General features: G+C 72.5%; 21 protein-coding genes. 16 read left to right on the top strand and 5 right to left on the bottom strand.

Features of this window, described 5'->3' with window-relative positions:
- Positions 1–8 precede the first annotated feature (8 nt).
- On the bottom strand, positions 9–641 hold the full coding sequence (locus ACFVT2_RS07260; protein WP_390013167.1) for a TIGR03085 family metal-binding protein: 633 nt from the start codon (positions 639–641) through the stop codon (positions 9–11).
- Between the two features lie 65 nt (positions 642–706).
- Entirely contained in the window at positions 707–994 is a 288-nt protein-coding gene (locus tag ACFVT2_RS07255; RefSeq protein WP_390013165.1) for a hypothetical protein, read from the bottom strand.
- 32 nt (positions 995–1,026) lie between these two features.
- Between ACFVT2_RS07255 and hisI the strand changes: the two genes are divergently transcribed.
- From hisI to lgt, 11 genes are all read left to right on the top strand, one after another.
- Positions 1,027–1,485, top strand: coding sequence for a phosphoribosyl-AMP cyclohydrolase (gene hisI / locus ACFVT2_RS07250; protein ID WP_390013164.1), 459 nt, complete (start codon positions 1,027–1,029; stop codon positions 1,483–1,485).
- 11 nt (positions 1,486–1,496) lie between these two features.
- On the top strand, positions 1,497–3,062 hold the full coding sequence (locus ACFVT2_RS07245; protein ID WP_390013162.1) for an anthranilate synthase component I: 1,566 nt from the start codon (positions 1,497–1,499) through the stop codon (positions 3,060–3,062).
- Between the two features lie 55 nt (positions 3,063–3,117).
- Positions 3,118–3,771 (top strand): TIGR02234 family membrane protein, encoded by a 654-nt coding sequence (locus tag ACFVT2_RS07240; RefSeq protein ID WP_390013160.1) that lies wholly within the window; start codon positions 3,118–3,120, stop codon positions 3,769–3,771.
- A gap of 85 nt (positions 3,772–3,856) precedes the next feature.
- On the top strand, positions 3,857–4,102 hold the full coding sequence (locus ACFVT2_RS07235) for an HGxxPAAW family protein (RefSeq protein ID WP_390013158.1): 246 nt from the start codon (positions 3,857–3,859) through the stop codon (positions 4,100–4,102).
- 94 nt (positions 4,103–4,196) lie between these two features.
- The gene (locus ACFVT2_RS07230; protein WP_390013156.1) at positions 4,197–4,643 is read left to right on the top strand and encodes a DUF2752 domain-containing protein; all 447 of its coding nucleotides are present in this window, start codon (positions 4,197–4,199) and stop codon (positions 4,641–4,643) included.
- Positions 4,644–4,842: 199 nt separating this feature from the next.
- Positions 4,843–5,652, top strand: a complete 810-nt coding sequence (gene trpC, locus ACFVT2_RS07225) for an indole-3-glycerol phosphate synthase TrpC (protein WP_390013154.1) — start codon at positions 4,843–4,845, stop codon at positions 5,650–5,652.
- Positions 5,653–5,685: 33 nt separating this feature from the next.
- Entirely contained in the window at positions 5,686–5,856 is a 171-nt protein-coding gene (trpM, locus tag ACFVT2_RS07220) for a tryptophan biosynthesis modulator TrpM (protein WP_390013152.1), read from the top strand.
- 106 nt (positions 5,857–5,962) lie between these two features.
- Positions 5,963–7,225, top strand: coding sequence for a tryptophan synthase subunit beta (gene trpB, locus ACFVT2_RS07215; RefSeq protein WP_390013150.1), 1,263 nt, complete (start codon positions 5,963–5,965; stop codon positions 7,223–7,225).
- A complete protein-coding gene (gene trpA, locus ACFVT2_RS07210) occupies positions 7,225–8,064 on the top strand; it encodes a tryptophan synthase subunit alpha (RefSeq protein WP_390013148.1) in 840 nt (279 codons plus the stop codon). Before trpB ends, trpA begins: the two co-directional genes overlap by 1 nt.
- 78 nt (positions 8,065–8,142) lie before the next feature.
- Complete coding sequence (locus ACFVT2_RS07205; RefSeq protein WP_390013146.1) at positions 8,143–8,958, top strand: DsbA family protein; 816 nt, start codon at positions 8,143–8,145, stop codon at positions 8,956–8,958.
- 107 nt (positions 8,959–9,065) lie between these two features.
- The gene (gene lgt / locus ACFVT2_RS07200; protein WP_390013144.1) at positions 9,066–10,106 is read left to right on the top strand and encodes a prolipoprotein diacylglyceryl transferase; all 1,041 of its coding nucleotides are present in this window, start codon (positions 9,066–9,068) and stop codon (positions 10,104–10,106) included.
- A gap of 117 nt (positions 10,107–10,223) precedes the next feature.
- Here the strand turns inward: lgt and ACFVT2_RS07195 are convergent, their stop codons facing one another.
- Complete coding sequence (locus ACFVT2_RS07195) at positions 10,224–11,510, bottom strand: ADP-ribosylglycohydrolase family protein (RefSeq protein ID WP_390013142.1); 1,287 nt, start codon at positions 11,508–11,510, stop codon at positions 10,224–10,226.
- 347 nt (positions 11,511–11,857) lie between these two features.
- Between ACFVT2_RS07195 and ACFVT2_RS07190 the strand changes: the two genes are divergently transcribed.
- The 3 genes from ACFVT2_RS07190 to ACFVT2_RS07180 all read left to right on the top strand — a co-directional run bounded on the left by ACFVT2_RS07190 (position 11,858) and on the right by ACFVT2_RS07180 (position 18,952).
- On the top strand, positions 11,858–12,589 hold the full coding sequence (locus tag ACFVT2_RS07190; RefSeq protein WP_390013219.1) for a VIT1/CCC1 transporter family protein: 732 nt from the start codon (positions 11,858–11,860) through the stop codon (positions 12,587–12,589).
- A gap of 299 nt (positions 12,590–12,888) precedes the next feature.
- Positions 12,889–17,499 carry a glutamate synthase large subunit gene (gene gltB, locus ACFVT2_RS07185; protein ID WP_390013140.1) on the top strand — a complete coding sequence of 1,537 codons (4,611 nt, stop codon included), beginning with the start codon at positions 12,889–12,891 and terminating at the stop codon, positions 17,497–17,499.
- Complete coding sequence (locus tag ACFVT2_RS07180; protein ID WP_390013138.1) at positions 17,492–18,952, top strand: glutamate synthase subunit beta; 1,461 nt, start codon at positions 17,492–17,494, stop codon at positions 18,950–18,952. Before gltB ends, ACFVT2_RS07180 begins: the two co-directional genes overlap by 8 nt.
- A 155-nt stretch (positions 18,953–19,107) precedes the next feature.
- Here the strand turns inward: ACFVT2_RS07180 and ACFVT2_RS07175 are convergent, their stop codons facing one another.
- Positions 19,108–19,674, bottom strand: a complete 567-nt coding sequence (locus tag ACFVT2_RS07175; protein WP_390013136.1) for a hypothetical protein — start codon at positions 19,672–19,674, stop codon at positions 19,108–19,110.
- 67 nt (positions 19,675–19,741) lie between these two features.
- Between ACFVT2_RS07175 and ACFVT2_RS07170 the strand changes: the two genes are divergently transcribed.
- Positions 19,742–20,533: an ArsR/SmtB family transcription factor gene (locus ACFVT2_RS07170; RefSeq protein WP_390013134.1), complete on the top strand. Its 792-nt coding sequence runs from the start codon at positions 19,742–19,744 to the stop codon at positions 20,531–20,533.
- On the opposite strand, the gene ACFVT2_RS07165 is transcribed toward ACFVT2_RS07170, so the two are convergent.
- Positions 20,511–21,092 (bottom strand): MarR family winged helix-turn-helix transcriptional regulator, encoded by a 582-nt coding sequence (locus ACFVT2_RS07165; RefSeq protein WP_390013132.1) that lies wholly within the window; start codon positions 21,090–21,092, stop codon positions 20,511–20,513. The two genes, ACFVT2_RS07170 and ACFVT2_RS07165, sit on opposite strands and share 23 nt — an antisense overlap.
- A 103-nt stretch (positions 21,093–21,195) precedes the next feature.
- Between ACFVT2_RS07165 and ACFVT2_RS07160 the strand changes: the two genes are divergently transcribed.
- Entirely contained in the window at positions 21,196–21,918 is a 723-nt protein-coding gene (locus ACFVT2_RS07160; protein WP_390013130.1) for an SDR family NAD(P)-dependent oxidoreductase, read from the top strand.
- Positions 21,919–21,940: the final 22 nt, after the last annotated feature.

Genomic DNA, 21,940 nt, shown 5'->3' with positions numbered 1-21,940 from the left:
CGCCCCGGTCAGACCCCGAGCTGCGCCTCCCGCAGCTTCGCCACGGCGTCCTCGTCCCCGTCCAACTGCACGTCCGCGGCCTCCAGCCGGCCGAAGGCGAACATCGTCAGCTCGCCCGGCTCACCGGTGACCGTCACCACCGGAGTGCCCCGATGGGCCACCGCGGTCTGGCCGTCCGGCCGCCGCAGCACCACCCCCACCGGCGCCTTCCGGCCCAGCACCCGGGCCGCCCGCTCCAGCCGCGCCCACAGCGCGTCCTCGAAGACCGGGTCCAACTCGCGCCGCGCCCAGTCCGGCTGGGCCCGCCGTACGTCCTCGGCGTGCACATAGAACTCGACGGTGTTCGACGCCTCGTCGATCTGCTTGAGTGCGAACGGCGACATCTTCGGCGGTCCGCTCCGGATCAGTTCGATCAGCTCCCCGTAGGGCTTCGCCGCGAACTCCGCCTGCACCCGCGAAAGCCGCGCCGCCAGCGGCTTCACCACGATCCCCGCGGACGCGTCGGCGCGCCGCTCGCGCACCACCACGTGCGCGGCGAGATCCCGCGTCGTCCAGCCGTCGCACAGCGTCGGCGCCTCGGGGCCCGCGCTCTCCAACAAGTCGGCCAGAAGGAGCCGTTCACGCTTCGCATGGGTCGACATACGGCCAGCCTACGACCGCCCCGCGGACCCTGCCACGGCGCGGGCCCGTTCAGCGCGCTCCGCCGTCAATACCGCAGCACGACCACCGCCACCGCCACGGCGGCCACCAGCGCCGCCACGAACACCGCCGCCAGCACCCGCACCGCGACCTTCGCCGTCCGGTCCGGGTCCGGCGGCGGCGCAGCGGGGGGCGCGGCGGTGAGGGGTGCAGTGGTGAAGGGCGCGGTGGTGAGGGGTGCGGTGGTGAGGGGTGCGGTGGTGAAGGGCGCGGCGCTAGCCGCTCCAGTGGAGCCGGTGCCTGCGCCGGGCGCTCCGGTGGCGCCGGCGCCTGCGTCCGGGGGCTGCTGATCCATCCCAGCAGGATGCCGCACGGCACAATGGCCCCATGACCAGCAGCCACGTCACCGACCCCCGCTCAGCCGCCCCCGGCCCTGCTTCCCCCGCCACCCCCGGCCCTGCTTCCCCCGCCGCCCCCGGCCCTGCTTCCCCCGCCCTGGATCCCGCCATCGCCGCCCGCCTCAAGCGCGGCGCCGACGGCCTCGTCCCGGCCATCGCCCAGCAGTACGACACCGGCGAGGTGCTGATGCTCGGCTGGATGGACGACGAGGCGCTGCACCGCACCCTCACCACCGGCCGCTGCACGTACTGGTCCCGCAGCCGCCAGGAATACTGGGTCAAGGGCGACACCTCCGGTCACTTCCAGTACGTCAAGTCCGTCGCCCTGGACTGCGACGCCGACACCGTCCTGGTCAAGGTCGACCAGGTCGGCGCCGCCTGCCACACCGGAGCCCGCACCTGCTTCGACGCCGACGTACTGGCCGGCGCCCCCTCCGCCGACCAGTAGGCTCCGCTGCCATGACCACGGGAACCACCGGCACCGCCGCACCGGACCTCGACACCTTCCGCACGCTCGCCAAGGACCGACGGGTCATCCCCGTCACCCGGCGCCTCCTGGCGGACGGCGACACCCCGGTCGGCCTCTACCGCAAGCTCACCGCCGAGCGCCCCGGCACCTTCCTCCTCGAATCCGCCGATGGGGGCACCGCCCACGCGTCCAGCAGTGGGGGAGGCCGTACGTGGTCGCGGTACTCGTTCATCGGCGTCCGCAGCGCCGCGACGCTCACCACCCGCGACGGGCAGGCGCACTGGCTCGGCACCCCACCGGTCGGCGTCCCCACCGACGGTGACCCCCTCGCCGCGCTGCGCGCCACCGTCGAGACGCTCCACACTCCCCGCGACCTCATCGAGGGCGAGGGACTGCCCCCGTTCACCGGCGGCATGGTCGGCTACCTCGGCTACGACATCGTGCGCCGCCTGGAGAAGGTCGGTGACCACACCACCGACGACCTCGGCCTGCCCGAGCTGACCATGCTGCTCACCTCCGACCTCGCGGTCCTGGACCACTGGAGCGGCACGGTGCTGCTGATCGCCAACGCGATCAACCACAACGACCTGGAGACCGGCGTCGACGAGGCGTACGCGGACGCGGTGGCCCGCCTGGACGCCATGGCCGACGACCTGGCCCGCCCCGCGCCCGCGAGCGCCGCCGCGCTCCCGCCGTCCGCCGTGCCCCCGTACACCGGCAAGTGGGGCGGCGAGGCGTTCATGGCCGCCGTCGAGGACGTCAAGGAGCGCATCCGGGCCGGCGAGGCGTTCCAGGTGGTGCCCTCACAGCGGTTCGAAACCCCCTGCACGGCCAGCGCCTTGGACGTCTACCGGGTGCTGCGGGCCACCAACCCCAGCCCCTACATGTACCTCTTCCGCTTCGAGGGCGAGGACGGTCGCGCCTTCGACGTGGTCGGCTCCAGCCCCGAGGCGCTGGTCAAGGTCGAGGGCGGCCGGGCCATGGTGCACCCGATCGCCGGCACCCGCCCGCGCGGCGCGACCGTCCAGGAGGACCAGGCGCTCGCCGACGAGCTGATGGCCGACCCCAAGGAGCGAGCCGAGCACCTGATGCTGGTGGACCTGGGCCGCAACGACCTGGGCCGGGTCTGCGAGCCGGGCAGCGTCGAGGTGGTCGACTTCATGTCCGTCGAGCGCTACAGCCACGTCATGCACATCGTCTCCACGGTCACCGGCACGGTCGCCGCCGACCACACCGCCTTCGACGTGCTCACCGCCTGCTTCCCCGCCGGCACCCTCTCCGGCGCACCCAAGCCGCGCGCCCTGCAGATCATCGAGGAGCTGGAGCCGACCCGGCGCGGCCTCTACGGCGGCTGCGTGGGCTACCTGGACTTCGCCGGCGACTCCGACACCGCCATCGCCATCCGCACCGCCCTGCTGCGGGACGGCACCGCGTACGTCCAGGCCGGCGCCGGAATCGTCGCCGATTCCGACCCGGTCGCCGAGGACACCGAGTGCCGCAACAAGGCCGCGGCCGTCCTCCGCGCCGTCCACACCGCCAACCACCTGGGGAAATGAGCCGTTGCACCCCCGCCCGCCGGCTCACCCGGGCCGGTGGGCGATAGTGGTACGCGTGAGTGCCGCACCCCAGCCCCGTACCGACGCCGAGCCGGCCGCGACCCCGGCCCGGCCCGCGCGCAGCGCCAAGCGCTCCCTCGCCCTGGCGCTGTTGCTCGGCGCCGCCGGCGCGAGCCTGGCGCTGCTGGCCTCCGGCCGCACCTGGGCCCAGGGCACCGCGGTGCTCGCCCAGGGCGAGCTGCCACGCACCGTGACCGGCGCCGACGTGACCGGGGTGCCCGGTGCGCTGGCGGTGGTCGGCCTGGCCGCCCTGGTCGCGGTCTTCGCGGTCCGCCGGGTCGGCCGGATCGTGGTCGCCGCGCTGCTGGCCCTCAGCGGGCTGGGCGTCACCGCCGCCGCCGCGCTCGGCAACGCCGACACCTCGGCGCTGCGCGAGAAGGCCGCCGACGCGGTCGGCCTGGCAGGCGCCGATGTGCATCACGTCACCCACACCGTCTGGCCCTGGGTGGCCGCCGCCGGCGGTCTGCTGCTGCTCCTCGCCGGGGTGCTGGCCCTGGTGTTCGGCCGCTCCTGGCCCGCGATGTCCGGCCGGTACGAGCGCACCCCCGACGGCGCCCGCGGCCCGCGGCGCGCCCCGGCGGCGCCGGACCTGGACCGTCCCGAGGAGATCTGGAAGTCCCTGGACCGCGGCGAGGACCCCACCCGGTAAAAGGGTTCCGTCCGGCATCGGTGACAATGGACGACGACATTCCCGCGCCCGGACCCCGGCGCGACAGAGCAACGAGGAGTACTCCATGTCGAGCAGTGGCCACGGACACACCCCCGCCGCCTGGACCGGCGTCATCATCGCGTTCATCGGCTTCTGTGTGGCCGGTGTCTTCATGGTGATGGCCAACGTGGCCGGCTTCTGGGCGGGCATGGTGCTGATCGGCGCCGGTGCCGTCGTGGGTGGCCTGATGCGCGCGGCCGGCCTGGGCCAGGAGCCCAAGCGCTCCGCCAAGCCCGCCCCGCAGGCCAAGGCCCAGCCGCAGGAGGGCTGAGCCCCGCTCGGCGGGAACCCGAAGGCGCCGCTTCCCGCCCCGTACGGCGGCCGAGAAGCTGCGCCTTCCCGCTTCCGGTAGCACCATCGGCACCGTGAGCGATCCCGTGGTCCCGCTACGGCCGGACGGTTCCCGGCCCGGTCGTCCGCTGCGCCGCCTCGCGGCGCCGGTCGGCACCCTGGCGGCGGCCGCCGCCGCCTTCACCTGGGTCGGCGCCGTCGACCCGAACGAACCGGGCCACTACCCGGTCTGCCCCCTGCTGCACCTCACCGGTCTGCTCTGTCCGGCCTGCGGCGGGCTGCGCAGCGCGCACGCCGTCGCGCACGGCGACCTCGTCACGGCGCTGGGCGCCAACGCCCCCGCGGTGGCCGGCTACGCCGCGTTCGCTCTGCTCTGGCTGGTCTGGCTGACCCGGGCGGCCCGCGGCCTGCCCACCGCGGGCCCACGGCCCCGGCCGGCCCACTGGTGGGCGCTGGGCGGGCTGCTGCTGGCCTTCACGGTCGTCCGCAACCTCCCCTTCGGCGCCGGACTGCGCCCGTGATCCGCAGCACGCCTGGGTGCCGGCACCCGTCACGGCGCAAACCACCGCGAATCCCGGAGCTGTCCAGGTTGTGGGACCGGAGTCAACCGGATGCGGGACCTGCCCCCGCTGGCGGATACCATCGGAGAACCGACGGGGACAGTGGTCTGTCCCACAGGTTCACTGTCCACCTCCACCGTTCAAGAAGGAGGCCGCTCGCGTGAGCGTGCTCGATGAGATCATCGAAGGAGTCCGCGCCGACCTCGCCGAGCGGCAGGCGCGCGTCAGCCTCGACGAGCTCAAGGAGCGGGCCCGCAAGGCGCGCCCCGCCAAGGACGGTGTCGCCGCCCTGAAGGGCGAGGGCGTCCGGGTGATCTGCGAGGTCAAGCGCTCCAGCCCCTCCAAGGGCGCGCTGGCCGCGATCGCCGACCCCGCGGGCCTGGCCGCCGACTACGAGGCGGGCGGCGCCGCGGTGATCTCCGTGCTCACCGAGCAGCGCCGGTTCGGCGGCTCGCTCGCCGATCTGGAGGCGGTCCGCGCCAAGGTCGACATCCCGGTCCTGCGCAAGGACTTCATCGTCACCGCCTACCAGCTGTGGGAGGCCCGGGCCTACGGCGCCGACCTCGCGCTGCTGATCGTCGCCGCGCTGGAGCAGGAGGCTCTGGTCTCGCTGATCGAGCGGGCCGAGTCGATCGGGCTCACGCCACTGGTCGAGGCGCACGACGAGGAAGAGGTCGCCCGCGCGGTGGACGCCGGCGCCCGGATCATCGGGGTCAACGCCCGCAACCTCAAGACCCTGGAGGTCGACCGGGGCACCTTCACCCGGGTCGCCCCGGAGATCCCCGACCACATCGTCAAGGTCGCCGAGTCCGGCGTGCGCGGCCCGCACGACCTGATCGCGTACGCCAACGACGGTGCCGACGCCGTCCTGGTGGGCGAGTCGCTGGTCACCGGCAAGGACCCCAGGACCGCGGTCGCGGACCTGGTCGCGGCGGGCTCCCACCCGGCGATCCGGCACGGCCGGGACTGAGCGCGGACGACCGAAGGACATAGGCACACCGACATGACCGCCGTTCCCCGCCGCCCCGAGGCCAAGCGCTCCGCGCTGCCCTCGTGGCACCGCGGCTGCCGGGCCCCCGCCCGGCGGGTCCGGGGGCGCCGGGTCCGGTACCACATCGGCTCCGAACCGGGTCAGATCAACGGGATGCGATGGCGTTCGGGGACCGCGCGCTGACGCGTCCGTCCCCGTAGCGACGGCACACCACTGCGCGCAGCAGTCGTCACGTCATCCCGACATACCGGACCTCCGGGGCGGTACGCCCCGGTCGAGGAGTGCTCAGATGTCCTCCGACAGTTCCCGTTTCTTCCTTCCCGACCCGGAAGGTCAAGTGCCCAGCGCCGAGGGCTACTTCGGCGCCTTCGGTGGCAAGTTCATCCCCGAGGCGCTGGTCGCCGCGGTGGACGAGGTCGCCGCCGAGTACGAGAAGGCCAAGACGGACCCGGCCTTCGCCGCCGAGCTCGACGACCTGATGGTCAACTACACCGGGCGGCCCAGCGCCCTCACCGAGGTGTCGCGGTTCGCCGAACACGCCGGCGGGGCCCGGGTGTTCCTCAAGCGCGAGGACCTCAACCACACCGGCTCGCACAAGATCAACAACGTGCTGGGTCAGGCGCTGCTCACCAAGCGCATGGGCAAGACCCGGGTCATCGCCGAGACCGGCGCCGGCCAGCACGGCGTCGCCACCGCCACCGCCTGCGCGCTCTTCGGCCTCGAATGCACCATCTACATGGGCGAGATCGACACCCAGCGGCAGGCCCTCAACGTGGCCCGGATGCGGATGCTCGGCGCCGAGGTCATCGCCGTGAAGTCCGGCAGCCGCACCCTCAAGGACGCCATCAACGAGGCGTTCCGCGACTGGGTCGCCAACGTCGACCGCACCCACTACCTCTTCGGCACGGTCGCCGGCCCCCACCCCTTCCCGGCCCTGGTCCGCGACTTCCACCGGGTCATCGGGGTCGAGGCCCGCCGCCAGATCCTTCAGCGCGCCGGCCGGCTGCCGGACGCCGCCGTCGCCTGCGTCGGCGGCGGCTCCAACGCCATCGGCCTCTTCCACGCCTTCCTGCCCGACACCGACGTCCGCCTGATCGGCTGCGAGCCGGGCGGCCACGGCATCGAGACCGGCGAGCACGCCGCCACCCTCACCGAGGGCACCCCCGGCATCCTGCACGGCTCCCGCTCCTACGTCCTCCAGGACGAGGACGGCCAGATCACCGAGCCGTACTCGATCTCGGCCGGCCTGGACTACCCGGGCATCGGCCCCGAGCACGCCTACCTCAAGGACGTCGGCCGCGCCGAGTACCGCGCGGTGACCGACGACGCGGCGATGCAGGCCCTGCGGCTGCTGTCGCGGACCGAGGGCATCATCCCGGCCATCGAGAGCGCCCACGCGCTGGCCGGCGCCCTGGAGGTCGGCCGGGAGCTGGGCCCCGACGGCCTGCTGCTGGTGAACCTCTCCGGGCGCGGCGACAAGGACATGGACACCGCCGCCCGTTACTTCGGGCTCTACGACAACGACAGCCGGACCGGCGAGGGGGACAAGTGATGGCGGGCAACGCGGGCAACATCGAACTACTGACGTCCGTCCTGGCACAGGCCCGTGCGGAGGACCGGGCGGCGCTGGTCGGCTACCTCCCGGCCGGCTTCCCCACCGTCGAGGGCGGCATCCGGGCGATGACCGAGATGCTGGACGGCGGCTGCGACATCGTCGAGGTCGGGCTGCCGCACAGCGACCCGGTCCTGGACGGCCCGGTGATCCAGACCGCCGACGACATCGCACTGCGCGCCGGCATCAAGATCGTCGACGTGCTCCGCACGGTCCGCGAGGTGCACGCCGCCACCGGGGCACCGGTGCTCTGCATGACGTACTGGAACCCGGTCGACCGCTACGGCGTCGAGCGGTTCGCCGCCGACCTCGCCGAGGCGGGCGGTGCCGGCTGCATCCTGCCGGACCTCCCGGTCGAGGAGTCCGAGGTCTGGCGGAAGGCCGCCGAGCAGCACGGTCTGGCCACCGTCTTCGTGGTCGCGCCGAGCAGCCGGGACGAGCGACTGGCCAAGATCACCGCGGCCGGCAGCGGCTTCGTCTACGCCGCCTCCCTGATGGGCGTCACCGGCACCCGCGAGTCCGTCGGCCGGGAGGCCGAGGACCTGGTGGCCCGCACCCGCGCCACGACCGAACTGCCGGTCTGCGTCGGGCTCGGGGTCTCCAACCCCGAGCAGGCCGGCGAGGTGGCCCGGTTCGCCGACGGTGTGATCGTCGGCTCGGCGTTCGTCAAGTGCCTGCTGGCGGCGGACGGCGACCTTGACGCCGGACTGGCCGCGGTCCGCACCCTCGCCGGCCAACTGGGCGAGGGCGTGCGCCGGGGCGGCGCGCCCCGGGACTGACCCGGGCCGTTCGTCCGATAGAGCGAACCTCGGAGCGGAGGGGTGCGGCCGCGCCCCTCCGCCTCGTTGTCCACGGGCGTGAACCAGAAGAACCATGACGGCCAGAACCATGACGGAATCAGCAGCGCCCGCGAGCGGCTGCAGGCACAGCGCACCAAAGAGAAGACGCGCACCCGGCGGATCCGCCAGGCCGTCGTCGGCGGCGCGGTGGTGGCGGCGCTCGCGGTAGCCGGCGGGGTCGCCGTGTGGGTGTCCTCCGGCGGCGGATCCGGCAGCACCTCCGATACCGCCTTCGCCCTCCCCAAGCAGGCCAGCGACGGCGTCAAGCCCGCCGTCCCGGTGGGCGCGGCCGGCGCCCGCTCCACCCTCGTTGTCTGGGAGGACTTCCGCTGCCCGGCCTGCCAGCAGTTCGAGACCGGCTTCCGCGCGGTGATCCACGAGCTCCAGGACTCCGGCCAGCTCAAGACCGAGTACCACCTCGCCACCCTCATCGACGGCAACGCCGGTGGCACCGGCTCGCTGACCGCCGCCAACGCCGCCCTGTGCGCCCAGGACGCCGGGAAGTTCCGCGAGTACCACGACGTCCTCTACTCCCACCAGCCGCCCGAGCAGCAGGACCGCTTCAGCGACAAGAAGTACCTGATCCAGTTGGCCGGGAAGGTCAACGGCCTGGTGTCGGACGCGTTCACCAAGTGCGTCCAGGAGGGGCGGTACGAGGATTTCGTGCGCAAGTCCAACGCGGCCTTCGCCAGCGGCGGGTTCCGCGGCACCCCGACGGTCCTGCTGAACGGCAAGGACCTCGCCCAGGTCAAGGGCGGCCAGGTCACCCCCGCCGAGCTCAAGAAGATGGTCCTCGCCGCCAACAAGGGCAAGCAGCCGCCCGGCCAGGGCTGATCCGCCCGGCCCCGCGGTACGGGCCGCGGGGCCGGCGGGGTCGTTACGCAGCCGTTGCCGGGCGGGTTGTCGTCAACCCGGCCCGGCGCGGTAGCGTCGGTCCTGCCATGGACCTCGCATTCATTCCCAGCCCGTCGACCGGTGTCGTCTATCTCGGCCCGATCCCGCTGCGTGGCTACGCGTTCTGCATCATCATCGGCGTATTCGTCGGCGTCTGGCTCGGCAACCGGCGCTGGGTGCAGCGCGGTGGCCGCTCCGGCACCGTCGCCGACATCGCCGTGTGGGCGGTGCCCTTCGGCCTGGTCGGCGGGCGCCTCTACCACGTCATCACGACGTACGAGCCGTACTTCGGCAAGAACGGCCACCCGCTCGACGCCTTCAAGGTCTGGCAGGGCGGCCTCGGCATCTGGGGCGCGGTCGCGCTGGGTGCGCTCGGTGCCTGGATCGGCTGCCGCCGCCGTGGCATCCCGATGCCGGCCTACGCCGACGCGCTGGCGCCGGGCCTCGCGATCGGGCAGGCGATCGGCCGCTGGGGCAACTGGTTCAACCAGGAGCTGTACGGCAAGCCGACCGATCTCCCGTGGGCGCTCAAGATCGACCCGGACCCGGCCATCGGCCGCATCGGCGGTACCTACCACCCGACGTTCCTCTACGAGTCCCTGTGGTGCCTGGGCGTCGCGGCGCTGGTGATCTGGGCGGACAAGCGCTTCCGCCTCGGCCACGGCCGGGTCTTCGCGCTCTACGTCGCCGCCTACTGCGCGGGCCGTGCCTGGATCGAGTACATGCGCGTCGACGAGGCGCACCACATCCTCGGCCTGCGGCTGAACGACTGGACCTCGCTGATCGTCTTCATCCTGGCCGTCATCTACATGATCGTCTCCGCGAAGAAGGCCCCGGGCCGCGAGGAGATCGTCGAGCCGGAGTGGCAGCTCGCCGAGGGCGCCCAGGACGACACCGAGGGCACGGAGAGCGCCAAGGGCGCCAAGACCGTCGAGGGGTCCGAGGACGCCGATGGCGCGCCGGACGGGGCCGACGGGAAGAAGGACCGGAAGAAGGACGGCGGGGACGCGGACGGCGCCGAGCGCACCGACGCCTCCGCGTCCGGCTCCGCCAAGGCCGCCGGAGGCCCGGGCGGCGCCACGTCCTGACGCCACCGCCGGCCCACCATCCGACCGGAGCGCCGGGCGGACCCGCTCACACCGGGACCGCCCGGCGCTCCGTCGTTCCTGGTGCCCCCGCCGCCAGGGGCGTGCGCCGCCGTGCCGTCACCGACCGCTGGCCTCGGCCATCGTGGCCCGCGTCGCGATGGTGCCGAACGCCTGCTCGTGGCGCAGGTGGCGGGCCTGGTCGCGGGCGAACACCTCGCGGGTGACGGCGGCCAGTGCGGCGGCCGGGGCGTGCAGGTCGAGCCGGCTCGCCCGGGCGACCTCGGTGTGCCACGCGGCGGGCACCGCCGCCGCGCCGGTAAGGGCGCCGGCGAGCGCACCTGCCATCGTGGCGGTGGCGGCGCAGTCGCGCCCGTAGTTGACCGCGCCGAGCACGGTGGCCCGGTAGTCACCGTCGGCGACCAGCAGCATGCCCAGCGCGATGGGCAGTTCCTCGACGGCGTGCAGTCGGGAGGGCCGGCGGGCGCCCAGCGACGGTTGGCGGTGGTCCGGGCCGACGGTGTCGAACGGGGTGACCGCGGCCCGCAGCGGGACGAGGGCGGACTCGTAGTCGGTGTGCGGCGCGGCGACGTCGCAGACCGCTTCGATCGCGGCCCGGGTGCCGTCCTTCGCCAGGCGCAGCGCATGTCCGGCGACCGAGGCCGGGGTGGCGTCCGGCAGGAACGCGGCGGCCACCGCGGCGGCGAACACCCCGGCCGCCTCGCGCCCGTAAGACGACTGGTGGGCAGCGGAGATGTCCAGTGCCTCGGCGTAAGCCCGGTCCGGATCACCGGCGTTGACGATGCCGACCGGCGTCATGTACATCGCCGCACCGGAGTTGACGATGTTTCCGACGCCGGCCTCGCGCGGATCGGCGTGACCGTAGTGCAGCCGCGCCACGATCCACTTCTCGGCGAGGAAGATCCGCTGCAACGGCAGCGCCTCGGCCTCCAGTTCGGGGATCCAGCGGGGCGTGCCGATCAGGTCCGGGACGAGGTGGTCGGCGATGTCGTAGGCGTCGAGGTGGTCGCGGACCGTCTCGTAGACGCGGACCAGCGCATGGGTCATCAGGGTGTCGTCGGTGATATGGCCGTCGCCCTTGTGGTACGGCGTAAGGGGTCTGGCGGTGCGCCAGTCCGTGTGGAACGGCCCGACGATGCCCTCGATCCGGCCGCCGTGCCGGGCCACGATCTGTTCCGGCGTCAGGCCCTCGGCCGGACCGCCGAGGGCGTCGCCGACCGCGGCCCCGACGAGCGCACCGGTCGCCCGGTCCTCCAGGGGGGCGACCTCGGGCGGCGGGGCGGCCGGTCCTGGTTCCGGACCGTTGTCGTGCGGCGTCAGGGGCCGTGCCGGGGCCGGCGGTTCCGGGTCCGGGGGTGTCGTGGTGGCGGTGGCGGCGTCCGTCATCTGCGGGGCGTCCTTTCGCGGGGGCCGGTGGTGCCGGGGCGGGCGGCGGGGTCCGCGCGCAGCTGTCCGGCGCGGTATCCGTCCCCCGCGGCGGGCCGGCTGTCCTGTCCGGGGCGGCAGGGTCACCCGGTCGACCGCCCCGAGCGGCGCCCGGGGGCCACGAGAATCCCTTGTGATCCGGATCACAAGGGCGTCTTCTCGATAAAACCGCAGGTCAGCGAGGTAAGTTCGGCCTTCCTTGCTAGCGGAGGAGGGTAATTCGCGCATAGCTTCGAGGTGTTGGAGGGGGAAGCGCCGCCGTCGGCCCACGCCTCGCAGAGCAGGGAGCAGGTCCAGATATGTCGGTCATGGAGATCATGGACGCGGCCGCACCGACGCACGTGGCGCACCGCGACAACCACACCCACCGCGATGTGAACGGTGGCTGGCTGCGCCCCGCCGTCTTCGGCGCGATGGACGGCCTGGTGTCCAACCTCGCCCTGATGACGGGCGTGGCCGGCGGTGCGGTCTCGCAGCAGACGATCGTGATCACCGGTCTGGCGGGGCTGGCGGCCGGGGCGTTCTCGATGGCCGCGGGGGAGTACACCTCGGTGGCTTCGCAGCGTGAACTGGTGGTCGCGGAGCTGGACGTCGAGCGGGCCCAATTGCGCAAGCACCCGCAGGACGAGCAGGCGGAGCTGGCGGCCCTCTACGAGTCCCGCGGGGTGGAGCCGGAGCTCGCCCGGCAGGTCGCCGAACAGCTCTCCCGCGACCCCGAGCAGGCGCTGGAAATCCACGCCCGCGAGGAATTGGGCATCGATCCGTCGGACCTTCCTTCTCCGATGGTTGCGGCGGTTTCTTCCTTCGGATCCTTTGCATTGGGCGCGCTTCTGCCTCTTCTTCCTTACCTGTTGGGGGGCAGTGCGCTCTGGCCGGCGGTGCTGTTGGCGCTGCTCGGACTCTTCGGTTGCGGTGCGGTGGTGGCGCGCGTGACGGCGCGTTCGTGGTGGTTCAGCGGACTGCGTCAGCTGGCTCTGGGCGGCGCTGCGGCGGGCGTGACGTACGCCCTCGGCGCGCTGTTCGGGACGGTGATGGGTTGACGTCCCAATCGGGTGACCGCATCATGGCCGCGTTACCCAGCGGTTTCGGTTTGTTGACGACCGGGCATAAGGCCCTGGCGTCGCGGGCAATGTCGCTCGCCGAACGCCGCCGCAGAGGGCGGCTCGTTTCCGTCCGCAATTCTCAGAAATTCCGCCTCACCGCCGGCGCGGTGTCCGCATGTTGGAAGGCGTCTTTCGCTTTTTGAGAAGCGAGCCATCCTGTAACCTGCACGAAATTTCGCGGAGGGCCAACGTCGTCCCTCGGCAATGTCTATGCCACGACGACGTTGGGAGAGCCGATGCGCTTCGCGTCCACGCACTCCGCGACCACCAGCAGCGCCGCCGCCGCTTGGTCGCCTATGGACGGCCGCCCCGCCCAGCAGGGCATGTACGACCCGCGCAACGAGCACGACGCCTGCGGCGTCGGCTTCGTGGCCACGCTCACCGGCGAGGCCAGTCACGCCCTGGTCGAACAGGCCCTGACCGTGCTGACGAACCTGGAGCACCGCGGTGCCACCGGCTCCGAGCCCGACTCGGGCGACGGTGCGGGCATCCTGCTCCAGGTCCCGGACGCGTTCCTGCGCGAGAACGTCACCTTCGAGCTCCCCGAGGCCGGCTCCTACGCCGTCGGCATCGCCTTCCTGCCGTCCGACGCCCACGAAGCGGCCCAGGCCGTCTCGACGATCGAGACGATCGCCGGCGAGGAGGGCCTCACGGTCCTCGGCTGGCGGGTCGTCCCGGTCGCCCCGCAGCTCCTGGGCAACGGTGCCCGCGCCACCATGCCGGCCTTCTCCCAGCTGTTCGTCGCCGACGGGAAGAACACCGGGCTGGCGCTGGACCGCAAGGCGTTCGCGCTGCGCAAGCGCGCCGAGCGGGAGGCCGGGGTCTACTTCCCCTCGCTGTCCGCCCGGACCCTCGTCTACAAGGGCATGCTGACCACCGGCCAGCTGGAGCCCTTCTTCCCGGACCTGTCCGACCGCCGGTTCGCCACCGCCATCGCCCTGGTCCACTCGCGGTTCTCGACCAACACCTTCCCGAGCTGGCCGCTCGCCCACCCGTACCGCTTCGTCGCGCACAACGGCGAGATCAACACGGTCAAGGGCAACCGCAACTGGATGCGCGCCCGCGAGTCCCAGCTGGCCTCGCAGCTGCTCGGCGGCGAGGGGTTCGAGGACCTCGCGCGGCTCTTCCCGGTCTGCACCCCGGACGCCTCCGACTCCGCCTCGTTCGACGAGGTCCTGGAGCTGCTCCACCTAGGCGGGCGCTCGCTGCCGCACGCGGTGCTGATGATGGTCCCCGAGGCGTGGGAGAACGCCCCCGCCATGGACCCGGCCCGGCGGGCCTTCTACCAGTACCACTCCACGATGATGGAGCCCTGGGACGGCCCGGCCTGCGTCACCTTCACCGACGGCGTCCAGGTCGGCGCGGTCCTGGACCGCAACGGTCTGCGCCCGGGCCGCTACTGGGTCACCGACGACGGCCTGGTCGTGCTCTCCTCCGAGGTCGGCGTCCTGGACATCGACCCGTCCAAGGTCGTCCGCAAGGGCCGCCTCCAGCCCGGCCGGATGTTCCTCGTCGACACCGCCGAGCACCGCATCATCGAGGACGACGAGGTCAAGGCGGAGCTCGCCGCCGAGCACCCCTACCAGGAGTGGCTGGAAGCCGGCCTGATCGATCTGGCCGACCTCCCCGAGCGCGAGCACATCGTGCACACCCACGCCTCGGTCACCCGCCGCCAGCAGACCTTCGGCTACACCGAGGAAGAGCTCCGGGTCATCCTCGCCCCGATGGCCAAGGCTGGCGCCGAGCCGATCGGCTCGATGGGCACCGACTCGCCGATCGCCGCGCTGTCCGAGCGCCCCCGGCTGCTCTTCGACTACTTCACCCAGCTGTTCGCGCAGGTCACCAACCCGCCGCTGGACGCCATCCGGGAGGAGCTGGTCACCTCCCTGATCTCCTCCCTCGGCCCCCAGGGCAACCTCCTCACGCCCACCGCGAGCTCCTGTCGCAGCGTGACCCTGCCGTTCCCGGTCATCGACAACGACGAACTGGCCAAGCTCGTCCACATCAACGCCGACGGCGACATGCCCGGCATGAAGGCCGTGACCCTCTCCGGCCTCTACCGGGTCTCCGGCGGCGGCGCGTCGCTGGCCGCCCGGATCGAGGAGATCTGCGCCGAGGCCGACGCCGCCATCGCCGACGGCGCCCGGCTGGTCGTGCTCTCCGACCGCCACTCGGACGCCGAGCACGCGCCGATCCCGTCGCTGCTGCTGACCGCCGCGGTCCACCACCACCTCATCGCCACCAAGACCCGCACCCAGGTCGGGCTGCTGGTCGAGGCCGGCGACGTCCGCGAGGTGCACCACGTCGCGCTGCTGATCGGCTTCGGCGCCGCCGCGGTCAACCCGTACCTGGCGATGGAGTCCGTCGAGGACCTGGTCCGGGCCGGTACCTTCCTGCCCGGTGTGGAGACCGACACCGCCCTCAAGAACCTGATCAAGGCGCTCGGCAAGGGCGTCCTGAAGGTGATGTCCAAGATGGGCATCTCCACCGTCGCCTCCTACCGTGGCGCGCAGGTCTTCGAGGCGATCGGCCTGGACGAGGAATTCGTCGCGAAGTACTTCCACGGCACCGCCACCAAGATCGGCGGCGCCGGCCTGGACGTCATCGCCCAGGAGGTCGCGGCCCGGCACGCCAAGGCGTACCCGGCCTCCGGCATCGCCGCCACCCACCGCGCCCTGGAGATCGGCGGCGAGTACCAGTGGCGTCGCGAGGGCGAACCGCACCTCTTCGACCCGGACACCGTCTTCCGGCTCCAGCACGCCACCCGTGCGCGCCGCTACGACATCTTCAAGCAGTACACCGGACGGGTGAATGAGCAGGCGGAGCGGCTGATGACGCTGCGCGGCCTGTTCTCCTTCGCCTCCGGCCGCCAGGCCATCTCCCTGGACGAGGTCGAGCCGGCTTCCGAGATCGTCAAGCGGTTCTCCACCGGCGCGATGTCCTACGGCTCGATCTCCCGCGAGGCCCACGAGACCCTCGCCATCGCCATGAACCAGCTCGGGGCCAAGTCCAACACCGGCGAGGGCGGTGAGGACCCGGATCGCCTGTACGACCCGGCGCGCCGCTCCAGCATCAAGCAGGTGGCGTCCGGCCGCTTCGGTGTGACCTCCGAGTACCTGGTCAACGCCGACGACATCCAGATCAAGATGGCCCAGGGCGCCAAGCCCGGCGAGGGCGGCCAGCTGCCCGGCCACAAGGTCTACCCGTGGGTCGCCAAGACCCGGCACTCCACCCCGGGCGTCGGCCTGATCTCGCCGCCGCCGCACCACGACATCTACTCCATCGAGGACCTCGCCCAGCTCATCCACGACCTGAAGAACGCCAACCCGGCCGCCCGCATCCACGTGAAGCTGGTCTCCGAGGTCGGCGTCGGCACGGTCGCCGCGGGCGTCTCCAAGGCGCACGCGGACGTGGTCCTGATCTCCGGCCACGACGGCGGTACGGGCGCCTCCCCGCTCACCTCCCTGAAGCACGCGGGCGGTCCCTGGGAGCTGGGCCTGGCCGAGACCCAGCAGACCCTGCTGCTCAACGGCCTGCGGGACCGGATCGTGGTGCAGACCGACGGTCAGCTCAAGACCGGCCGCGACGTGGTCATCGCCGCTCTGCTGGGCGCCGAGGAGTTCGGCTTCGCCACCGCCCCGCTGGTGGTCTCCGGCTGCGTGATGATGCGCGTCTGCCACCTGGACACCTGCCCGGTCGGCATCGCCACCCAGAACCCGGTGCTGCGCGAGCGGTTCAGCGGCAAGGCCGAGTTCGTCGTCAACTTCTTCGAGTTCATCGCCGAGGAGGTCCGCGAGCTCCTCGCCGAGCTGGGCTTCCGCACCCTGGACGAGGCCATCGGTCACGCCGAGGTCCTCAACGTCGCCCGGGCGGTGGACCACTGGAAGGCCCAGGGCCTGGACCTCGCCCCGCTGCTGCACGTCCCCGACCTGGCCGAGGGCGCGGTCCGTCACCAGGTCACCGTCCAGGACCACGGCCTGGCGAAGGCGCTGGACAACGAGCTGATCAGGCTCGCCGCCGACGCGCTGGCCGCGGACACCGCCGAGGCCGCCCAGCCGGTCCGCGCCCAGGTCGCGATCCGCAACATCAACCGGACCGTCGGCACCATGCTCGGCCACGAGGTCACCAAGAAGTTCGGCGGCGCGGGCCTGCCCGACGACACCATCGACCTCACCTTCACCGGCTCGGCCGGCCAGTCGTTCGGCGCGTTCCTGCCGCGCGGCGTCACCCTCCGCCTGGAGGGCGACGCCAACGACTACGTCGGCAAGGGCCTGTCCGGCGGCCGGATCATCGTCCGCCCGGACCGCGGTGCCGACCACCTCGCCGAGTACTCCACCATCGCCGGCAACACCCTCGCCTACGGCGCCACCGGCGGCGAGTTGTTCCTGCGCGGCCGGGTCGGCGAACGGTTCTGCGTCCGCAACTCCGGTGCCACGGTGGTCTCCGAGGGCGTCGGCGACCACGGCTGCGAGTACATGACCGGCGGCAACGCGGTGGTCCTGGGCCGGACCGGCCGCAACTTCGCGGCCGGCATGTCCGGCGGCTACGCCTACGTCATCGACCTGGACCCGGCCAACGTCAACAAGGAACTGGCCGACGCGGTCGCCCCGTTGGACACGAACGACAAGCAGTGGCTGCACGACGTGGTGCGCCGCCACCAGGAGGAGACCGGCTCGACCGTGGCCGAGAAGCTCCTCGCTGACTGGGATGCCGCGGCCGCGCGCTTCAGCAAGGTCATCCCGCCCACGTACCAGGCAGTGCTCGCCGCCAAGGAAGCCGCCGAGCAGGCCGGGCTCTCCGAGTCCGAGACCGACGAGAAGATGATGGAGGCGGCGACCAATGGCTGACCCCAAGGGCTTCCTGACCCACGAGCGAGAGCACGCCAAGACCCGCCCCGTCGAGGAGCGCGTCAAGGACTGGAACGAGGTCTACCAGCCCGGCTCCCTGCTGCCGATCATCACCAAGCAGGCGTCGCGCTGCATGGACTGCGGCATCCCGTTCTGCCACAACGGCTGTCCGCTCGGAAACCTCATCCCCGAGTGGAACGACTACGCCTACCGCGAGGACTGGACCGCGGCCAGCGAGCGGCTGCACGCGACCAACAACTTCCCGGAGTTCACCGGTCGACTGTGCCCCGCGCCCTGCGAGGCGGCCTGCGTGCTGGGCATCAACCAGCAGCCGGTCTCCATCAAGAACGTCGAGGTCTCCATCATCGACCAGGCGTGGGACAACGGTGACGTCACCCCGCAGGCGCCCGAGCGGCTCTCCGGGAAGACGGTCGCCGTCATCGGCTCAGGACCGGCCGGTCTGGCCGCCGCCCAGCAGCTGACCCGGGCCGGCCACACGGTGGCGGTGTACGAGCGCGCGGACCGCATCGGCGGCCTGCTCCGCTACGGCATCCCCGAGTTCAAGATGGAGAAGCGGCACATCAACCGCCGCATCGAGCAGATGCGCGCGGAGGGCACCAAGTTCCGTACGGAGGTGGAGATCGGCCGGGACATCGACGCCAAGAAGCTGCGCAAGCGCTACGACGCGGTGGTCATCGCCGCCGGCGCCACCACCTCCCGTGATCTGCCGGTGCCCGGCCGCGAGTTGAACGGCGTCCACTTCGCGATGGAGTACCTGCCGCTCGCCAACAAGGTGCAGGAGGGTGACCTGACCGTCGCCCCGATCACCGCCGAGGGCAAGCACGTGGTCGTCATCGGCGGCGGCGACACCGGCGCGGACTGCGTCGGCACCGCCCACCGCCAGGGCGCCCTCTCGGTGACCCAGCTGGAGATCATGCCCAAGCCGGGCGAGGAGCGGAACGCGGGCCAGCCCTGGCCGACCTTCCCGATGCTCTACAAGGTCACCTCCGCGCACGAGGAGGGCGGTGAGCGGGTCTACTCCGTCTCCACCACCCACTTCGAGGGCGACGAGGACGGCAACGTCCAGTGGCTGCACCTGATCGAGGTGGAGTTCAAGGACGGCAAGCTGGAGCAGAAGCCGGGCACCGAGCGGAAGATCCCGGCCCAGCTGGTCACCCTCGCGATGGGGTTCACCGGCACCGACCAGCAGAACGGCCTGGTCGAGCAGTTCGGGCTGGAGCTGGACGCACGCGGCAACGTCGCCCGCGACGCGGACTACGCCACCAACGTCCCCGGCGTCTACGTCGCCGGGGACGCCGGCCGCGGCCAGTCGTTGATCGTGTGGGCCATCGCCGAGGGCCGGTCCGCCGCCCGCGGTGTGGACCGCTTCCTCACCGGAGCCAGCGCCCTGCCGGCCCCGATCAAGCCGACGGACCGCGCCCTGACGGTGTGAACGTCCGTCCCCTGATGTCCCGTACAGCGTCGTACGGAGGCACGGGGACCGGGTGAGAGCCCGGCCCCCGTACAGCGGCGCCTGTCCCCTCCCCCGACCGGAGGGCAGGCGCCGCACTGTCTTTCCGGGCCCTGCGGCCCCGGTCGTCCCCGGCCCTAGCAGTCCCGCTGGGCGGGGAAGCGCCGTCCCAACTGCCGGGCGAGTTCCCGGGCGGGCGCGGGTACGACCGGTGGCGGGGGAGCGGCCGGTGGCCGGAAGTCGTGCACCGGCGCGCGCCAGGCCGACGCGTCGAGGGTGCCGTCGCCCAGCGGCAGTACCCAGCGCGGGTCCGCGTGCACCCGCAGCACCTGCGCCTCGATCTGGGTCCAGGCGCCGTCGGTCATCGTCCGCTCACCGACCCGGCGGGCCTCCAACTGCACCGGGCAGTGCGTCAGTCGGGGCGGCCGGACCAGCTCGGAGGGCTCCGTCCACGGCACCTCCCCCTCGGGCCCGCCGCCCGTCCCTTCCTGTGCCGCTGTCCCCTGGGGCGGCAGATTGAAGACAACGTCGGGGCGTACCGCGAGGTTCTGCGCGGTGCGCCCCCGGGCGGGCAGCCAGACGCTCACCACCGGGCCGAGGTCCCACCGGATCTGCAGCGTGACCAGCACGAACGTCCCGTCGTCGTTCTCTGTGGACAGCAGCGCCGGCACGACCGAACTGTTCTTCTCCAGCGCGGATTTCATGCTCCTGAGGATAGAAGCCGGATGTTTCGGTGCTCACCGAAGTGTTATATGTGATTACGCTCTGCACATGATTCGATGGGACGCCGATCACGAAAGCACTGCGGAAACTCCCGATCTGGCCGCCCTCGCGGCGCTGCTCGCGGACCGAACCCGCGCCGCCATCTGCATCGCCCTGCTCGACGGCGGCACCTGGACCGCCGGCGAACTGGCCGAGTACGCCGGGGTGGCGCCGTCCACCGCGACCGAGCACCTCAACCTCCTGGTCGCCGGCGGTCTGCTGGCCGAGGAGCGGCAGGGCCGACGGCGCTACCTCAGACTGGCCGGACCGGACACCGCCGAGATCCTGGAGAACCTCGCCGGACTCGCCCCCTACCGCCAGGTGCGGATCCGTTCGCTGGCCGAGGCCAACCACCGGCGGGCCCTGCACCACGCCCGCACCTGCTACGACCACATCGCCGGGGCCCTGGGGGTGGCCATCGCCGAGGCGATGACCGAACGCGGCCTGCTGGTACGGGAGTACGGGCTGGAGCTGACCGCCGCCGGCGTCACGTGGCTGGCCGACCTGGGCATCCCGGAAGCCGGTCACTCGCCGGCCCATCGGGCGCACGTGCGCACCTGCCTCGACTGGACCTCGCGCCGCCAGCACCTCTCCGGCGCGGTCGGGGCCGCCCTGTACCGGCACGCGCGGGAGCACCGTTGGGTCATCAGGGCCCCGGCCAGTCGGATCCTCGCGGTCACCGAGGCCGGGCGGGCCGCCTTCCGGAGTCGGTTGGGGCTGCCCGACGAGGTGCTGACGCCCACTCCGGCGGCGCCGCCGACGCGCGAGCGGACGGAGGTCAGTCCTCGCCGACCTGGGTGATCCGGTCGTCGCCCAGGCGGTGCTGGACGTCCTGGAGGAGGGTCCGCAACAGCCCGGCCAGCTGCTCCTGCTGCTCGGGGGTGAGCGCATCGATCAACTCGGCCTCGCGGCCCAGTACTTGGTCGACGGTGGACTCGACGAGGTGGTGGCCGGCCAGGGTCAGTTCGACCAGGACGGTGCGCGGGCGGCCCTCGCCGGGTCGGCGGGTGACCAGGCCGTCGCGTTCGGCGCGGGCCACCCGCTGGGAGATAGCCCCGGCGGTGATCATGGAGCGCCGGCTCAACTCCCGGGTGCTCAGGGTGTACGGCGGGCCGCCGCGGCGCAGCACGCTCAGCAGGTCGAGGGTGGCCGGGTCCATCCCGGCGCGGTTCAGCACCCGGCGCCGGTCGTCGCCCAGCAGTTTGGCCAGTCGCCAGATGGGCGTGACGATCCCGATGGAGGAGACCGGCGTGCCGGGGCGCTCACGCCGCCAGGCGGCGGCGATCTCCTCCACGGGGTAGGCGGAGGGACGGGCCGTCGGGTGGCCGTGGTCGTCCCGTGCCTCGGCACCGCTTGTCACCGGACCTCCTGGAAGTGTTATGTTCAGGTCTAAATTTAGCCCTGAATGAAGGGCGTCGCGAGCTGTGTATTTAGACCTAAAAATTACGGACGGAGCCCAGCATATGGCACGCACCATCCTGATCACCGGCGGCGGTACCGGCATCGGACGCGCCCTCGCCGAGCACTTCGCGGGCCACGGCGACCACGTCGTCATCACCGGCCGACGCCCCGGACCGCTCAAGGAGAGCGTGGACGCCCTCGCCGGGGTGACCGGCCTGGTCTGCGACCACACCGACCCCGCGGCGCTCCTCCGGCTCGCCGGCGAACTCCCCGAGCGCCTCGACGTCCTGGTCAACAACGCCGGTGGCCAAACCGACTTCGACGCCGACGGCGCCACCGACCTGGCCTCCTACGCCCGGGACTTCCGCGCCAACCTCGACGCCAACCTGCTCAGCGCCGCGCTGACCACCCGCGCCCTGGAGGACCGACTGGCGGCCGGCGCCGCGGTGGTCCACATCGGGTCCATCGCCGCCGACCAGGGCTCCGGCTCCTACGGGGCGGCCAAGGCCGGGCTCGCCTCCTGGAACATCGAACTGGCCCGGACCCTCGGCCCCCGCGGGATCACCGCCAACGTGGTCTCGCCCGGCTACATCGCCGGCACCGAGTTCTTCCGCGACAAGCTCGCCGGCGAGCGCCGGGAGCGCCTGATCGCGGCCACCGCCACCGGCCGCCCCGGCACCCTGGACGACATCACCGGAGCGGTCGCCTTCCTGGCGTCACCGGCGGCCCGGCACGTCACCGGCCAGGTGCTGAACGTCAACGGCGGTGCCCACACCACCCGTTGACGCCCGGCCCGGCCGCTTCCGG

It is taken from the genome of Streptomyces sp. NPDC058000 (genome assembly GCF_042886435.1).
Lineage (GTDB): Bacteria > Actinomycetota > Actinomycetes > Streptomycetales > Streptomycetaceae > Streptomyces.
Note: the sequence above shows the minus strand (reverse complement) of the source record. Positions and strands in the feature narration are given on the sequence as shown.

Coding starts and splice junctions, on each gene's coding strand:
- ACFVT2_RS07260 (WP_390013167.1), bottom strand. CDS start 641: ATGTCGACCCATGCGAAGCGTGAACGGCTCCTTCTGGCCGACTTGTTG.
- ACFVT2_RS07255 (WP_390013165.1), bottom strand. CDS start 994: ATGGATCAGCAGCCCCCGGACGCAGGCGCCGGCGCCACCGGAGCGCCC.
- hisI (WP_390013164.1), top strand. CDS start 1,027: ATGACCAGCAGCCACGTCACCGACCCCCGCTCAGCCGCCCCCGGCCCT.
- ACFVT2_RS07245 (WP_390013162.1), top strand. CDS start 1,497: ATGACCACGGGAACCACCGGCACCGCCGCACCGGACCTCGACACCTTC.
- ACFVT2_RS07235 (WP_390013158.1), top strand. CDS start 3,857: ATGTCGAGCAGTGGCCACGGACACACCCCCGCCGCCTGGACCGGCGTC.
- trpM (WP_390013152.1), top strand. CDS start 5,686: ATGACCGCCGTTCCCCGCCGCCCCGAGGCCAAGCGCTCCGCGCTGCCC.
- trpB (WP_390013150.1), top strand. CDS start 5,963: ATGTCCTCCGACAGTTCCCGTTTCTTCCTTCCCGACCCGGAAGGTCAA.
- trpA (WP_390013148.1), top strand. CDS start 7,225: ATGGCGGGCAACGCGGGCAACATCGAACTACTGACGTCCGTCCTGGCA.
- lgt (WP_390013144.1), top strand. CDS start 9,066: ATGGACCTCGCATTCATTCCCAGCCCGTCGACCGGTGTCGTCTATCTC.
- ACFVT2_RS07195 (WP_390013142.1), bottom strand. CDS start 11,510: ATGACGGACGCCGCCACCGCCACCACGACACCCCCGGACCCGGAACCG.
- ACFVT2_RS07190 (WP_390013219.1), top strand. CDS start 11,858: ATGGAGATCATGGACGCGGCCGCACCGACGCACGTGGCGCACCGCGAC.
- gltB (WP_390013140.1), top strand. CDS start 12,889: ATGCGCTTCGCGTCCACGCACTCCGCGACCACCAGCAGCGCCGCCGCC.
- ACFVT2_RS07180 (WP_390013138.1), top strand. CDS start 17,492: ATGGCTGACCCCAAGGGCTTCCTGACCCACGAGCGAGAGCACGCCAAG.
- ACFVT2_RS07175 (WP_390013136.1), bottom strand. CDS start 19,674: ATGAAATCCGCGCTGGAGAAGAACAGTTCGGTCGTGCCGGCGCTGCTG.
- ACFVT2_RS07170 (WP_390013134.1), top strand. CDS start 19,742: ATGATTCGATGGGACGCCGATCACGAAAGCACTGCGGAAACTCCCGAT.
- ACFVT2_RS07160 (WP_390013130.1), top strand. CDS start 21,196: ATGGCACGCACCATCCTGATCACCGGCGGCGGTACCGGCATCGGACGC.